This window comes from Bacillus thuringiensis (assembly GCF_001595725.1).
Taxonomy (GTDB): domain Bacteria; phylum Bacillota; class Bacilli; order Bacillales; family Bacillaceae_G; genus Bacillus_A; species Bacillus_A thuringiensis_K.
In genome coordinates, this window is sequence record NZ_CP014282.1 from 580,617 (window position 1) to 596,977 (window position 16,361).

Here is a 16,361-nt window from a genome sequence, read left to right on the forward strand (position 1 = left end):
TATGGAATCCATCTCAAATATCGTTTTAGAATGTGGAGGAATATATGCAACACCGTAAAAAACTATCTATACCAGGAGTAATAGGACATTCCTTTCAAACAGTTAAATTTGCTTTTTGGAATGTATTAACCTTTCAACTCGCTTATAAATTATTAGCAGCGATTGTGTTTGTTCCACTATTTGGAATCATTTTTAATAAGTTATTGTATTTTGGTGGTTATGCAAATGCGACAAATGATGAATTATTAGCGTTTTTAAAGACGCCTTATGGGATCTTAGCAATCGTAATTTTATCATTGTTAGCACTGTTTCTTATCTTTACAGAATTTGCGGTGCTTATTATTATTTCGTATTTCGCTCATAAAAGACAGAAGGTGAAATTACGTCCGATTTTATATAAAACGGTAACGTATTTACCTACTCTTTTCACATATTGCTTACCAGGATTTATTTTATATGCTGTCGTATTGTTGCCTCTTTTAAATATGGGATATGAAACGGCATTAATCCCACAAATTCAAATTCCTAACTTTATTACAGGAGAACTGTTTAAGACAACGATGGGACAAGTTGGTTATTACACGTTCTTTGCTGTAGTCGCGTATTTGAATCTTCGATGGATTTTCGTTCTACCTATTGTTGTTTTAGAGCAAAAACCATTTCGCGTGGCAGCACGTAAAAGTGCAACTTTAGTAAAGGAAAGCTTTTTTAAAGTACTATTCTTTTTAGTAGGGTTTTTTATTTCAATTGGAATTGTATATGTCGTGTTTTTGGGAATATATTTATTGTGCTTATGGGGTGTTTATGAATTTACAAACCCGAAAGGAACATTTGCATTATTAGCTGAATCAACGATTTCTGTATTTTTAACGAGCACATTGTATTTATTCAGCTTTATCGTGACGCCATTTTATATTATGGCGATTACGCGATTATACTTACAAAAGGTACCGGTTGAGGATGTTTTATTAGAAGAAGGATTAGATTATTCGAAAACGAAAGCAGATAAATGTTTTTTCCAAAAACATCGTTGGAAATTTATTGGTGTATATATTGTAGGAATTATTACTGCGGGAATGGTCGTTGCCTTCATTGTAACGTTTATTTCAAATTCGTATAAAGAACCGATTATTATGGCGCACCGCGGGTATATATCAAAAGGTGTAGAAAATACGAAAGAAGCTGTGCAAGGTGCTATTGATGCAAAAGCAGACTACGCTGAAATAGATGTATTACAAACGAAAGACGGTGAACTAGCGGTTATACATGATTTGAAGCTGAAACGTCTCGCAAATGCCAATGTGCATGTGTCAGATTTAACGATGGCTGAGTTAAGGCAGCTTACCCTTAGTCAAGATGGACTTTCAGGACAAATAAGTACACTTGATGAAATCATTAAGCTAGCAAATGGCAAAATCAAACTTAATATAGAAGTGAAGCTTCATGGGGGCGAAAAAGATTTTGTAAACAAAGTCTTAAAAACGATTAAAGATAATGAATTTGAGAAACAATGTGTAATTCAAACGTTACATTACCCGCTTATTAAAGAGTTTAAGCGTGCAAATTCAGATATAAAAGTCGGATATATACTGTATGCAAGTAGAGCCAACTTAAAGAATGTGAAGGCTGACTTTTACGTAGCAGAAGAATATATGTTAAATAAGAAGCTAGTAAAAGAAGCAAGGAAGTTAAACAAGCCAATTTACGTATGGACGGTAAATGATATGGAAAGTTTAAAGGGATATTATAAATTAAACGTAGATGGTATCATTACCGACTATCCTGAAGATGCACGTGAAACAATTAAGATGTTAAAAGAGCAAGAAGCGGAAGAAAGTGATCTGTTTGATAAAATTACTGAAACGACAGACGATTTATTTTCTAAGTTATTTATAAGTTACCCAGCTGCTAGCTAAATGCTAGCAGTTGTTTTTTTGTGAAAAGAATATATTTCTAAAGTATTGAGTAAAGTAATAACTGTATATGTATACGTTATCGCTTAGGTTTCTTACATTGTTACATTATTGTCAAATAATAAAAGGTTGCTGTTTATTTTGAAGAGGTATAATAAAAATAGAGTGAAAGATAATGGAATGACACGAAACCCCTAATAGAATCAATGTTTTTTATATTTACACTATTCTAAATATAAAAACTTTAGGAAAATGGTATGTTAGCGTTTTCATAACTTTTAAGTTATGCTAGAATAAGGACATAAGTTATTAATTATTACAAAAAGAAAAAAGACTTTCTTTTTTCTGTTAATTATAAGGGGGCATTTCATTATGCGTATTGGGGTACCAGCAGAAATTAAAAACAACGAAAACCGTGTGGCAATGACACCAGCAGGTGTTGTACATTTAATTCGTAACAATCACGAAGTATTCATTCAAAAGGGTGCAGGTTTAGGATCTGGTTTCACAGATGCTCAGTATGTTGAAGCAGGAGCAAAAATTGTTGATACAGCTGAAGAAGCTTGGAACATGGAAATGGTTATGAAAGTTAAGGAACCAATTGAAAGCGAATACAAACACTTCAGCGAAGGTTTAATCTTATTCACATACTTACACTTAGCTCCAGAACCAGAATTAACAAAAGCATTAATCGAAAAGAAAGTTGTTTCTATTGCATATGAAACAGTACAATTAGAAAACCGTTCTCTACCATTACTTGCACCTATGAGTGAAGTAGCTGGTCGTATGGCTGCACAAATTGGTGCACAATTCCTTGAGAAAAACAAAGGCGGTAAAGGTATCTTACTTGCAGGTGTTCCAGGGGTTAAACGTGGTAAAGTAACAATCATCGGTGGTGGACAAGCTGGTACAAATGCTGCTAAAATTGCAGTTGGACTAGGTGCGGATGTAACAATCATCGACTTAAGTGCAGAACGTCTTCGTCAATTAGATGACATTTTCGGAAACCAAGTAAAAACTTTAATGTCTAATCCTTACAATATTGCAGAAGCTGTAAAAGAGTCTGATCTTGTAATCGGTGCAGTATTAATCCCAGGTGCAAAAGCGCCAAAACTTGTAACAGAAGAAATGATTAAATCAATGGAACCAGGTTCTGTTGTTGTAGATATCGCGATTGACCAAGGTGGTATTTTCGAAACAACTGACCGTATTACAACTCATGATAACCCAACTTACGAAAAACACGGCGTTGTTCATTATGCAGTTGCAAACATGCCAGGTGCGGTTCCACGTACATCAACTCTTGCATTAACAAACGTAACAGTACCATATGCAGTACAAATTGCTAACAAAGGCTACAAAGAAGCTTGCCTAGGCAACTCTGCATTACTAAAAGGTATTAACACATTAGATGGCTATGTAACATTCGAAGCAGTTGCAGAAGCTCACGGTGTAGAGTACAAAGGTGCTAAAGAATTATTAGAAGCAGAAACAGTATCTTGCTAATAGAAGCATTATACAAAACAAAATCGAACAATATATAAAACAACATGATAAGAGCTAAGAGTGAAGATCTCTTAGCTCTTCTTGGCAAAAGGGGGCATACATCGTGGCCAACCTATTTAAAAAGAAATCCGTTACGCAATTGTTAGGGGAAAGTAAAAGTAAAACTTTGACGAAAACGCTAGGGGCATTTGACCTAACAATGCTAGGGATTGGTGCGATAATTGGTACAGGAGTTCTAGTATTAACTGGATTAGTAGCAGCAAGAGATGCTGGTCCAGCAGTTATTTTTTCATTTATGATTGCAGCCATCGTTTGTGGATTTGCAGCATTATGTTACGCAGAGGTTGCTTCTACACTTCCTGTTTCAGGTAGTGTGTACACATACTCATATGCAACAATTGGTGAGTTTGTAGCTCATTTAATGGGATGGACATTACTATCCGTATATGTTGTAACGACTGCCGCAGTAGCTGGCGGATGGACTGGTTACTTCCATAACTTAGTGAGTGGATTAGGGCTTGAAATTCCAAAAGCACTGCTAACGATTCCGTCTCAAGGTGGTATGGTGAATTTACCAGCAGTTATCGTTACATTAGTTATCACTTGGTTATTATCAAGAGGTACGAAAGAAAGTAAACGTGTGAATAACATAATGGTATTAATTAAAATTGGTATCGTTGTTTTATTCATTGCAGTTGGTGTATTCTACGTGAAACCAGAAAACTGGATACCATTTGCACCGTACGGTTTAAGTGGAGTTTTCGCGGGGGGAGCAGCAGTATTCTTTGCTTTCTTAGGATTTGATGCATTAGCAACTTCTGCTGAAGAGGTAAAAAATCCGCAACGTGATTTACCGATTGGTATTATCGCTTCGTTAGTCATTTGTACAATCATTTATGTTGTAGTTTGTCTCGTTATGACGGGTATGGTTTCTTATAAAGAGCTAGATGTACCGGAAGCGATGGCGTATGTGTTAGAAGTTGTAGGACAAGATAAAGTAGCTGGTATAATCGCAATTGGAGCTGTAATTGGTATTATGGCAGTAATCTTTGCTTACATTTATGCAACGACACGTGTATTCTTCGCTATGAGCCGTGACGGTTTATTGCCAGAATCTTTCGCGAAAATTAATAAAAAGACAGAAGCACCAACATTTACAGTTTGGTTAACAGGAATTGGTAGTGCTTTAATTGCTGGATTTATCGATTTAAAAGAATTGTCAAATTTAGCGAATATTGGAGCGTTGTTAACATTTGCGATGGTTGGTGTGTCAGTTATTATTCTTCGTAAAACACATCCGAAATTACAACGTGGATTTATGGTACCACTTGTACCGATCTTGCCGATTATTTCAATTGCATGTTGTCTATTCTTAATGGTAAACCTACCATTAAAAACATGGATGTACTTCGGTGTTTGGTTAGCAATCGGAGTAGTTGTATACTTTGTTTATTCGAAAAAACATAGTCATTTAAAAGACGATGGAAGTTCGCAGGATAATTTAGAACAAGCTAATTAAAAGGGATATAAGTATAGTAAGCCTTGTGCGTCTAGGGAGCGCGCAAGGCTTTTTCTTTTGTTGAAATAAAGGGAATGTATATTACTTTGTTGAATTTTTATGTCGGAATATGAAAAAAGGGTGTGCGAATTGTGCATCCTTTTTTGTATGAGAATATAGAGAGTGCGGAAAATATGTATACGACTTATTAAAATGTGAACGGAATGTTCATAAAAAAAATTCAGATTTCATTGACACATATGAGTGGGTGCTCATATAATAAGAGTATAAGATATATGAATGATTGTTCATATGTTCAATTAAAGAGGTGAGCTATAATGGCTGGAAATAAAGTAGAAACACCACAAGAGACATGTTCTCAAACGATAATTCATGAAGAAGTTGTAGAGCAAGTAAAACAAACAATTCCAACTGATGAAAGTTTAAGTAAAGTAGCAGAACTATTTAAAGTATTAGGTGACCGTACACGTACGAGAATATTACATGCGCTATTTGAAGCTGAAATGTGCGTTTGTGATTTAGCTTATTTATTAGGAATGACACAATCATCTATTTCGCATCAGCTTCGTGTGTTAAAGCAAGCGAAACTTGTGAAGAATCGTAAAGAAGGAAAGGTTGTTTATTATTCGTTAGCTGACCAGCACGTAATTCATATCTTCGAGCAAGCGTTTGAACACGTAAACGAAGAAGAATAAAAAGAACGCGAGGAGGGAGAACGATGGCTGAAGCATTGGTGAAAAAGAAACTGATGTTAGAAGGTTTAGATTGTGCGAACTGTGCAATGAAAATTGAAAAAGGTGTTGGGAATATAGAAGGAGTAAATTCTTGTTCTGTAAACTTCGCAACAAAGACAATGATCTTAGAAACAGCACAAAATAAAGAAAACGAAGTTGTTACGGAAGCAAAACAACTCGTTACAAAATTAGAACCGCATATTAAAGTTCAAGAAGAACAAAAAAATAAAATTGCTAAAGAAGTATTTATATTAGAAGGTTTAGATTGCGCGAACTGTGCAATGAAAATTGAAAATAAAGTGAAGGAAATGCCAGCTGTCTCAGAAGCAACTGTTGATTTCGTATCGAAGAAATTACGAGTAGAAGTTGCGAATAAAAGAGAACTAGAAGCGACTGTAGCAAATATAACAAATGTCGTTCAAAAGTTAGAACCAGATGTGAAAGTTGTTCGTGAAGAGAAGAACGGTCATGACCACGGACATAGTCACGATCATGGTGAAGCGAATGTGAAAAAGATGGTAGGGAGATTAGTAGTCGGCGGAATTTTGACAGCAATTGCTGCATTAGCGGGCTTACCACAAATGGTAACAATTCCGTTATTCGTCCTTGCTTATTTATTAATAGGTGGAGATATCGTTTGGAGAGCGGTAAGAAACATAACTCGTGGCCAAGTATTTGATGAAAACTTCTTAATGGCAATTGCAACTGTAGGAGCTTTTGCAATTCAACAATACTCAGAAGCTGTAGCAGTAATGCTATTTTATCAAGTAGGAGAACTATTCCAAAGCATTGCGGTAAACCGCTCTCGAAAATCAATTACTTCATTAATGGATATTCGTCCTGATTATGCGAATATAAAGGTTGGAAATGAAACGAAACAAGTATCACCAGAAGATGTACAAATTGGCGATTATATTGTCGTTAAGCCAGGTGAGAAGGTGCCGTTAGACGGAAAAGTAATTGAAGGAACATCAATGGTAGATACTTCAGCATTAACAGGTGAATCTGTACCACGTGAAGTAGAAGTTGGAAATGATGTATTAAGTGGCTTTGTGAACCAAAATGGTGTGTTGACAATTGAAGTTACAAAAGAATTCGGTGAATCCACTGTATCAAAAATTTTAGATTTAGTTCAAAATGCAAGCAGTAAAAAAGCACCAACGGAAAACTTTATTACGAAGTTTGCACGTTACTACACTCCAGTTGTAGTTATTACAGCGGCGATCATGGCGTTTATTCCACCACTTATTTTAGAAGGAGCTACATTCTCTGAGTGGATTTATAGAGCTTTAGTGTTCTTAGTAATCTCTTGTCCATGTGCGTTAGTTGTATCCATTCCTCTTGGATTCTTTGGAGGTATTGGTGGTGCATCTAAAAGTGGTGTGTTAGTAAAAGGTAGTAACTATTTAGAAGCTTTAAATGATGTAAAATATATTGTTTTTGACAAAACAGGAACATTAACAAAAGGTGTTTTCAAAGTTACAAAAATGGAACCGAGCGAAGGTACTACAAGTGAAGAGTTATTAGAGTATGCGGCATTTGCTGAAGTATATTCTAACCATCCAATTGCCCAATCTATTCGAAAGGCATATGGAAAATCAATTGATGAAAAAATAATCGATGATTATAACGAAATTTCTGGTCACGGTACAGTCGTAAAAGTACAAGGAAAAGAAATTTTTGCAGGTAATGCAAAATTAATGAGAAAAGAAAATATTGAATTTAAGCAACCAGAAACAGTAGGTACATTAGTTCACGTTGCTGTAGATGGAAGATATGCAGGTTATATTGTTATCTCTGATGAGGTAAAAGAGGATTCTAAACAAGCGATTCAAAAGTTAAAAGAACTAGGTATTAAAAAGACAGTAATGTTAACTGGTGATGCAAAACCAGTTGGTGAAGCTGTCGGTAAAGAATTAGGCTTAGATGAAGTTCATGCGGAATTACTACCGCAACAAAAAGTAGAAGAGATTGAAAAAATTGATGCAGCGAAACACGGAAAAGAAAAAATTGCCTTCGTTGGTGACGGTATTAACGATACACCAGTATTAGCCCGTGCAGACGTTGGTATTGCGATGGGTGGTTTAGGATCAGATGCAGCAATTGAAGCGGCAGACATTGTTATTATGACTGATGAGCCTTCAAAAATTGCGACAGCTGTAAAAATTGCAAAACGTACAAGAAGTATAGTGTGGCAAAATATTATCTTTGCTTTAGGTGTAAAAGGGATCGTTTTATTACTTGGTGCCTTTGGTATTGCAACAATGTGGGAAGCTGTTTTCTCAGATGTTGGTGTGACACTACTTGCAGTGTTAAATGCAATGCGTGTATTACGAGTGAAAGATTTATAAAAAAGGACGCGACCCGCGTCCTCTTTTTTATTGGTGATTTTGTTGAAATTGACTCAATAAAATAATACCAAATATTATTTTAATTTTAAATAGTGTGATATTAAAATTTACAAATAAAATACATTCGTCTTATTATTTTAATATATTTTTTACAAATATCCATATAGTATTGAAAAAACAGAGAAGGGGAAACTTCTCTGTTTACTTTTGTATGTTTTTTTCAACTTGTTCTCGAACTGTTTGAATGTAATTCATTTTATGATCCCAGCACTCTTGGCTTAAATCGACAGGGTATTCTTCAGGATTTAAAGTTCGCATATATTCTTCCCAAAATAGAGAGAGACTCTGCTCGTTATATTGTTGAATATCTAATATACTTGGCAGTTCATATGTTCTTTCACCGTTAACGAAAATGTCTTTATGCAGTTCACGGGCTTCAAAGTTTGTTACGAATTTACTTATATATGTGTGAACTGGATGGAACATTTTTAAGCGCTCTTCTTTTCCAGGTTCTTCAGAATCTAATGCAATATAATCGCCTTCTGCATGATCGTTAACTCGATTGATAATACGATAAATTCGTTTCAGTCCTGGAGTGGTAATTTTTTCAGGATTAGATGAAATTTTAATCGTATCATTTAATTTTCCGTCAGTATCCTCAATCGCAACTAGTTTGTAAACAGCTCCTAATGCAGGTTGCTCAAAGGACGTAATTAATTTCGTCCCAACGCCCCATACGTCAATTTTTGCTCCTTGAGATTTAAGGTGCATAATTGTGTATTCATCTAAATCGCTAGAAGCGATAATTTTTGTATTTGTAAACCCTGCTTCATCTAGTAGTTTTCGTGCCTTTTTCGATAAATAAGCCATATCACCACTATCAAGACGTATGCCATAGAAATCAATACGATCCCCAAATTCTTTTGCAACACGAATTGCATTTGGAACACCAGATTTCAATGTGTCATAAGTATCAACGAGAAAGACGCACTTTTTATGAGTTTCAGCGTATTTTTTAAACGCGACGTATTCATCGCGATATGCTTGAACGAAAGAGTGAGCGTGTGTGCCGGCTACAGGGATCCCAAAGCGTTTCCCAGCACGAACGTTGCTTGTAGAGGAGAAACCACCAATAAAGGCAGCACGCGTCCCCCAAAGGGCAGCATCGAACTCATGGGCACGTCTTGTGCCGAACTCTAAAAGCTCATCATTACTTGCAGCATGTTTCATACGAGCTGCTTTTGTTGCAATTAATGTTTGGTAATTCACAATATTTAAGAGGGCAGTCTCAATAATTTGTGCTTCACCAAGTGGTGCATCAACACGTAATAAAGGCTCGTTATTAAATACAACTTCCCCTTCTTGCATACTGCGAATCGTCCCAGTGAATTTCATATTTTGTAAATAATGAAGGAATTCTTCTTCAAATTGTAATTCTGCTAAATAAGCGATATCGCTTTCAGTGAAACTGAAATTTTCTATGTACTCTACAATTTTCTCAAGGCCAGCAAAAACAGCGTAGCCGTTCTCAAATGGAAGCTTTCGAAAATATAAATCAAAAACAGAACGGCGATTATGAATACCATCTTTCCAATATGTATAAGCCATGTTGATTTGATATAGGTCTGTATGTAAGACATAACTATCGTCTTTATAATGAGTCATCGCGAGAACACCTCCATAATTTGGTTATAGTATACCAATTTTTCACCATTCGTAGCAAAGAAGAGATATTGATGTGAAGTCAAGAGAGAAAAAAATGAAATTATGCATATTTTTTAGAAAATTTATATTTATCAATTTATATTTCTCCAGATTTTATGTATTATTAGAGTAATGGGGGTAATGAGAATGGAGGAGGACAATGCAACAAACATTAGAAAAAATAGGCAAACAAGTCTTTTATAAACGGCTACAGCAAAAAATGACACAAGAAGAATTATGTCAGGGCATTTGTTCTGTCTCATACTTAAGTAAGATTGAAAATGGAAAGATTGAAGCATCAGAAGAAATTCTACAATTGCTCTGCACAAGACTAGAAATTGCTGTGACGGATTTGAGAGATGTAGAAGAAGATGTGAAGGGGAAGCTGGACGAATGGTTGAATGCACTAGTTCATTTGGACAAGCAACAAGTAGAACGTATATATGAAGAGTTGCAAGGTGAAATGAAGCATGTGTTGGATTTTGAAATTATAAATTATTATAAACTGCTGTATACACGTTATTTAATTATGAAAAGGGATTTTCCTGCTGTCGAAAAAGAGTTAGAGAGCTTAAAGAAGATGTACAAAAAGTATTCACCATTCCAAAAATTATTATATACGTATAGCAAAGGGTTATATTATTTTTTACAACATAGATATAAGAAGGCATTGGAGTATTTGACTCGAACAGAAGTAATGGCAAAGGAACAAGGTTATCATGAGAATGGAATATATTTCAATTTGGCTCTTGTTTATAATGAATTAGAAGTTGAACATATGACTTTACATTTTGCTAATGTAGCAATGGAAGGATTTAAGAATGAATATAAATTCCGTTATGTGATAAATTGCCAGTTACTTATTGCATTGAGTTATATACAAAAAAAACAATATAATGAAGCACTATCTATTTATAATAATATTTTGAGGGAAGCAAATTCTTTTGCTGATAAAGAAAGTATAACAGCTATTGCTTTAAATAATTTAGGCTTCTTGTACTATAACTTAAAAGATTATGCAAAAGCAAAAGATTATTATTTACAATGCCTAAAGTACAAAAAGGAAGAGGATTTAAATTATATTGATGCAGTGTATGAGATCGCTTTGCAGTGTATTGAATTAAAAGAATTTGAAGAAGCGAAAGATTGGATTAATAAAGGGATAGATGTTGCCAAGAGGGATGAAAAGTATAAAAGTATGCTATATATACTTTCAATGCTTAAGAATAAATACTTTGAAACGAAAGATGTTTATAAAAGATTTTTAGAAGTTGAGGCAATCCCATTTTTTAGAGGCGAAGAAAATAAAAAGGAATTAAAAATGGTGTATTTAGAACTAGCAGGATATCACGAGGAATTACTAGAATTTAAGGAAAGTAATAACTACTATAAATTAGCAATTAATTTATTAGAAGAAAAGGGAGGAAAATAATATGAAAAAAATAATTATTGGTGCTTTGGCTTTGGTAGCTGTATTAGTGGTATTGGAACCGCAATATGCTTGGACATCGGATATTTATGGTCAAGGAGAAAAAGTAGTAGAATTAATAAATTCTTAACAGAAACCCCTTTCCAACAGGAAAGGGGTTTTTCAATATTTGTTCCTCAAAATTCTACAAAACTTGAGAAATAAATTAATTGAATTTTTAGTATATTAATAGTGAAAACATAATGCTAATATAAAACTACTCTTTTTCAAAAAAAATTTTATTAGGGGGAAGGTTCATGAAAAAGAAAAGTTTAGCGTTAGTGTTAGCGACAGGAATGGCAGTTACTACGTTTGGAGGGACAGGCTCTGCATTTGCGGATTCTAAAAATGTACTCTCTACGAAGAAGTACAATGAGACAGTACAGTCACCTGAGTTTATTTCTGGTGATCTAACTGGAGCGACTGGTAAGAAAGCAGAATCTGTTGTGTTTGATTACTTAAACGCAGCAAAAGGTGATTACAAGTTAGGGGAAAAGAGTGCGCAAGATTCTTTCAAAGTGAAACAAGTGAAGAAAGATGCTGTAACTGATTCAACAGTAGTACGTATGCAACAAGTTTACGAAGGAGTGCCTGTATGGGGTTCTACTCAAGTGGCTCACGTAAGTAAAGACGGTTCTTTAAAAGTATTGTCTGGAACAGTTGCACCTGATTTAGACAAAAAGGAAAAGTTGAAAAATAAAAATAAGATTGAAGGCGCAAAAGCAATTGAAATCGCGCAGCAAGATTTAGGGGTAACGCCAAAATATGAGGTAGAACCAAAAGCGGACTTATATGTATATCAAAATGGCGAAGAAACAACATATGCATACGTTGTAAACTTAAACTTCTTAGATCCAAGTCCAGGAAACTACTACTATTTCATTGAAGCAGACAGCGGTAAAGTATTAAATAAATATAATAAATTGGATCATGTAGCAAATGAAGATAAATCACCAGTTAAGCAAGAGGCTCCTAAACAGGATGCAAAAGCAGTAGTAAAACCTGTAACAGGAACAAATAAAGTAGGAACTGGTAAAGGTGTATTAGGAGATACGAAATCACTTAATACAACGTTATCTGGTTCATCTTACTACTTACAAGATAATACGCGCGGAGCAACGATTTTCACATATGATGCGAAAAATCGTACTACATTACCAGGAACTTTATGGGTAGATGCAGATAATGTTTTCAATGCAGCGTATGATGCAGCGGCAGTAGATGCTCATTACTATGCAGGTAAAACATATGACTATTATAAAGCTACATTTAATAGAAACTCTATTAATGATGCAGGAGCACCATTAAAATCAACAGTTCATTACGGAAGTAAGTATAATAATGCATTCTGGAACGGCTCACAAATGGTATACGGAGATGGTGATGGTGTAACGTTCACTTCATTATCTGGTGGAATTGATGTAATTGGCCACGAATTAACGCATGCTGTTACAGAGTATAGCTCAGATTTAATTTATCAAAATGAATCAGGGGCATTAAATGAAGCTATTTCAGATGTTTTTGGTACATTAGTAGAGTATTATGATAACCGTAACCCAGATTGGGAAATTGGTGAAGATATTTATACGCCTGGTAAAGCTGGAGATGCGCTTCGCTCTATGAGTGATCCAACGAAATATGGTGATCCAGACCACTACTCTAAGCGTTATACTGGTACTAGTGACAATGGTGGCGTTCATACAAACAGCGGTATTATTAACAAAGCAGCTTATTTATTAGCGAATGGTGGTACGCATTACGGTGTTACTGTGAATGGCATTGGTAAAGATAAAGTAGGAGCGATCTATTACCGTGCAAATACGCAATATTTCACTCAATCTACTACTTTTAGTCAAGCGCGTGCTGGATTAGTACAAGCTGCAGCGGATTTATATGGTGCTAGCTCTGCAGAAGTAGCAGCAGTTAAGCAATCATATAGTGCTGTTGGTGTAAACTAAGACTTTAAGAGATAGTTATTAATAAAATACCTCAAAAATAAAGAAGGAGCCTATGCTCCTTCTTTATTTTTTTCTCCATTTTTTCCACAAATAAAACAATCCAATAGCGCCTGCGATTGTTACAATCCACTTTGCTTCATTTGTTCCATTTATAACGTGATATGCAGAATATACTTCAATCAATAAGGCCGGTATTTTCCCTATTGTGCTGGCAATACTGAAGGAGAGTAATGACATCTTACCTAGAGCCGCAAATAAAGTCACGATACTTGATGGGATGAAAGGTATCAATCGAAACGATAGAACGAGTAGAAAGGCCTCTCTACCTTCTACATAAAGAAGACGCTCTACCTTTGGATACTTATTTACTTTATCGTGAGTGAACTTTTGAAGGCCCATGCGGTAAATATAAAACGAGATAATAGCCCCTAATGCTTCGCCTACGATCGAAATAACAGTACCATTTGTTACGCCAAAGAGCTGTATATTAATGGCGGTTAAAAAAATACTAGGGATAAAACCTAAAAGACTAATGATGATGTTAATTAAGATACTAAGTGGAATTGCGATTGAATAGTATTCTGTTAAGAAATTTTGAATCGTTTCAGCCATTGTTTAAAATCCTTTATCTTTTTTTGCATTACACCATATTTCGATTATATAGGCAAGGATAAATTTACATAATGTAGAAAACGTTGATAAAACACCGTTAATATACTATATAAGGGTATTGGGTATATTAAGTCAGGGGTATATTTTTATTTTTAATAAACCACCGGATAAACCCTTTAGATATGGGGTTTATCCGGTGGTTTTAGGGATGGATTAAATCGGGAAATAATCATAAAAATATAGGGGTATATTTATAGAAGGGGAGAAAATAGCGATTCTATGAAAATCGGTTGATAATATGGCAAAATAGGTGAGGAATTTAAAAAATGTGTATGTTTTTTCGTGTGAAATTGACTTTTAGTGAAGTTGAGATAATAATCATGGAAGAGGTGATATGATGAAACGAATAAGCAGTCTTTTCTTCAGTAGTTTATTGGCATTAATGCTGATCTTAAGCGGATGTGCAGGAAAAGAACAAAAGCCAGAGAAACAGACAGGGAATCAAGCTACATCGGTAGAAAAAATCAGTGATAATATTTTAGATGAAATGGAAGGACCACCTAAAAATGGTCATACGATTGAAAGACATGTAGGCAAGTCAGAAGAGGATTTGAAGAATCGCTTGAAGACAGATAAAGTGTCAGCTGCAAGTACATACTATGATAAAGAAACAGCGACGAAAGCTGTAAAAGATAGCTTGAAGCAACACGACAAGGAAATTCAAGATTGGTTAAAAAATTCTAAAGAGGCTCGTCTCGTATTAAATACAACTCATTCATTCCCGGTTGGAAAAACGGTAATAAAGAAAAATATGAGTGTAAAAGACAAGTTAGTAAAAACTGTTACTGTTTTAGCAAGAGATAAGTCAGGGGAATTAGGGTTTAAGATTATTACTTCTTATCCATCTGATAAATAAGAAGGGGGAGTACATTATGTATACGACATTACAATACTTTCTTAAATCGTACTGTACGTTAAGTATTCATGAGGATGAAATAGTAAGCGTGATGGAAGAGTTTATTGAACAAGAAGACGAAGAAATCGTTTTGAAATTACGTGATGAATTAATAAATATGAAGAAAAAGAACGCGTGGGAAGTGGCGTGTGTATTAGCTGCGAAGCAAGGAAATCGTATGTGGTCTTTAGAAGAAACGAAAGACCATCTTGAAACTTTTTTACTATTACTGCAAAAGAAAAAGGCGTGATTTAATCACGCCTTTTTCTTTATGTTATTCGGTTAATATTATCTATTCTTTTGGAGCGCTTTTATATACGCTTTTTGAAATTTGTCCATTTGATATTACTTCCCCGTTTTGTGTTACTTTTTTATACGTAACTGCTGTGATTTTATCACTAGTTCTACTAATTACTTGAGAAGAAACTTCAACATTTTTACCAGTATTTGTACCGAAAATGCGTGTAGTAATACTACCTCCATTTGAAAATGCTTGAATATAAATATGATTGCCTGTATTATTTTTAAATTTTAAATCTGGACCATAATCTGCTACTGCTGCATCTTGCCCAAGTGGTAAATAATTTACCGGCATTGAATGATTGCTTCGAGAAACAATGCCTAAATCTGCCCTTAAAGCTGCGCTGTATAATGTACTACTGACTTGGCAAACTCCTCCGCCTGCACTTTGTATTACTTTACCTTGTGAATATACTGCTGCAGATTTATAACCATGTGCAGCATCAGTTACGCCAACGCGGCCGTTAAAACTAAATGTTTCATCAGGTGCGACAATAACCCCACTTAAAGTATTAGCTGACTTATTTACGTTAAATGATTGATTTCCGTTACGGCCAGCCATTGGAGTAGAATATTCAGCAATGACTTCTTTAATACCCATTTTCTGTATGTCTTCTGTAGAACGTTCTGGTTTTATGAATGTAACTGGTAATGTAACATCTGATTTACCAGTAGTAATAGCTTCGTTTGTTAAACTGTTTAGTTTTCCTTTATCAATTTTTTCTCCGTTTTGGCTTTGACTAACATTTACTGTTGAGCCTTCAATACTTAATTCTGCATTAACAGGATTTTTTAATGTTTCATTATATTTATCTTTTATAAAGGTTTCATAAGCTGTTGTATTTAGTTGTGGTGTTAATTTATAGTCCCGTTTTAATTCACCGTTTTCAGCTTGCTTACGCATTTTGTAACGATTCATTACGTTTCCTTCTTGTTCTTTGAATATTTTGTCAATAATATCTTTCTCTTTATAATTTACCCCTAAATCTTTCCATGTGTAAGTTTGTTTATCGTTTTGGAATATGTAGGTAAGGGATTTTTGATCTAATTCAGTTACCTTTTGATTAATAATTGCTTGAATGTCTTTCTTATTTTTTCCATCGAGAGAAATACCTTCAAATGTAGTATTTGGTAATGCAGTAGTATCTAATTGATTATTTAATTTGGATACATATTGATATCCCCCAACACCGCCTACACAAAGTAATATGCCCCCGGCAATTGCAGAACCAATCAGTATTTTACTTAGCTTCATTTATTTCCCCCCAGAAATTTATGTATAAATATATGTATTACATTTTTTGTATAAAAATGATGAAAATAACATTATGTACGTACTAG

At 34.7% G+C, this 16,361-nt stretch carries 13 protein-coding genes; 10 read left to right on the forward strand and 3 right to left on the reverse strand.

Annotation, left to right across the window (positions count from 1 at the left end; genetic code table 11):
* Positions 1 to 44: 44 nt before the first annotated feature.
* The 5 genes from AXW78_RS02930 to AXW78_RS02950 all read left to right on the forward strand — a co-directional run bounded on the left by AXW78_RS02930 (position 45) and on the right by AXW78_RS02950 (position 8,023).
* The gene (locus AXW78_RS02930) at positions 45 to 1,916 is read left to right on the forward strand and encodes a glycerophosphodiester phosphodiesterase (RefSeq protein ID WP_061883769.1); all 1,872 of its coding nucleotides are present in this window, start codon (positions 45 to 47) and stop codon (positions 1,914 to 1,916) included.
* A 369-nt stretch (positions 1,917 to 2,285) separates the two neighbouring features.
* Entirely contained in the window at positions 2,286 to 3,419 is a 1,134-nt protein-coding gene (gene ald, locus AXW78_RS02935; RefSeq protein WP_001219742.1) for an alanine dehydrogenase, read from the forward strand.
* A 103-nt stretch (positions 3,420 to 3,522) separates the two neighbouring features.
* Positions 3,523 to 4,938, forward strand: coding sequence for an amino acid permease (locus AXW78_RS02940; RefSeq protein ID WP_001284891.1), 1,416 nt, complete (start codon positions 3,523 to 3,525; stop codon positions 4,936 to 4,938).
* Between the two features lie 317 nt (positions 4,939 to 5,255).
* Complete coding sequence (locus AXW78_RS02945) at positions 5,256 to 5,633, forward strand: ArsR/SmtB family transcription factor (protein WP_000918378.1); 378 nt, start codon at positions 5,256 to 5,258, stop codon at positions 5,631 to 5,633.
* 23 nt (positions 5,634 to 5,656) lie between these two features.
* Positions 5,657 to 8,023 carry a heavy metal translocating P-type ATPase gene (locus tag AXW78_RS02950; RefSeq protein ID WP_000796567.1) on the forward strand — a complete coding sequence of 789 codons (2,367 nt, stop codon included), beginning with the start codon at positions 5,657 to 5,659 and terminating at the stop codon, positions 8,021 to 8,023.
* A gap of 201 nt (positions 8,024 to 8,224) precedes the next feature.
* On the opposite strand, the gene AXW78_RS02955 is transcribed toward AXW78_RS02950, so the two are convergent.
* Positions 8,225 to 9,688: a nicotinate phosphoribosyltransferase gene (locus AXW78_RS02955; protein ID WP_061883770.1), complete on the reverse strand. Its 1,464-nt coding sequence runs from the start codon at positions 9,686 to 9,688 to the stop codon at positions 8,225 to 8,227.
* Between the two features lie 199 nt (positions 9,689 to 9,887).
* On the opposite strand from AXW78_RS02955, the gene AXW78_RS02960 reads away from it, so the two are divergent.
* The 3 genes from AXW78_RS02960 to AXW78_RS02965 all read left to right on the forward strand — a co-directional run bounded on the left by AXW78_RS02960 (position 9,888) and on the right by AXW78_RS02965 (position 13,153).
* Complete coding sequence (locus AXW78_RS02960) at positions 9,888 to 11,159, forward strand: helix-turn-helix domain-containing protein (RefSeq protein WP_001187959.1); 1,272 nt, start codon at positions 9,888 to 9,890, stop codon at positions 11,157 to 11,159.
* Position 11,160: 1 nt separating this feature from the next.
* Complete coding sequence (locus AXW78_RS33755) at positions 11,161 to 11,286, forward strand: NprX family peptide pheromone (RefSeq protein ID WP_000720172.1); 126 nt, start codon at positions 11,161 to 11,163, stop codon at positions 11,284 to 11,286.
* Between the two features lie 166 nt (positions 11,287 to 11,452).
* Positions 11,453 to 13,153: a M4 family metallopeptidase gene (locus tag AXW78_RS02965; RefSeq protein ID WP_000730379.1), complete on the forward strand. Its 1,701-nt coding sequence runs from the start codon at positions 11,453 to 11,455 to the stop codon at positions 13,151 to 13,153.
* A gap of 63 nt (positions 13,154 to 13,216) precedes the next feature.
* Here the strand turns inward: AXW78_RS02965 and AXW78_RS02970 are convergent, their stop codons facing one another.
* Positions 13,217 to 13,765 (reverse strand): TVP38/TMEM64 family protein, encoded by a 549-nt coding sequence (locus AXW78_RS02970; protein ID WP_000852223.1) that lies wholly within the window; start codon positions 13,763 to 13,765, stop codon positions 13,217 to 13,219.
* 397 nt (positions 13,766 to 14,162) lie between these two features.
* On the opposite strand from AXW78_RS02970, the gene AXW78_RS02975 reads away from it, so the two are divergent.
* Both AXW78_RS02975 and AXW78_RS02980 read left to right on the forward strand, forming a co-directional pair.
* Positions 14,163 to 14,681, forward strand: a complete 519-nt coding sequence (locus AXW78_RS02975; RefSeq protein WP_000822689.1) for an RNase A-like domain-containing lipoprotein — start codon at positions 14,163 to 14,165, stop codon at positions 14,679 to 14,681.
* A 16-nt stretch (positions 14,682 to 14,697) separates the two neighbouring features.
* A complete protein-coding gene (locus AXW78_RS02980) occupies positions 14,698 to 14,970 on the forward strand; it encodes a hypothetical protein (RefSeq protein ID WP_000288805.1) in 273 nt (90 codons plus the stop codon).
* Between the two features lie 42 nt (positions 14,971 to 15,012).
* Here AXW78_RS02980 and AXW78_RS02985 read toward each other — a convergent pair whose 3' ends face one another.
* The gene (locus tag AXW78_RS02985) at positions 15,013 to 16,275 is read right to left on the reverse strand and encodes a VanW family protein (RefSeq protein WP_000777358.1); all 1,263 of its coding nucleotides are present in this window, start codon (positions 16,273 to 16,275) and stop codon (positions 15,013 to 15,015) included.
* Between the last annotated feature and the right edge of the window lie 86 nt (positions 16,276 to 16,361).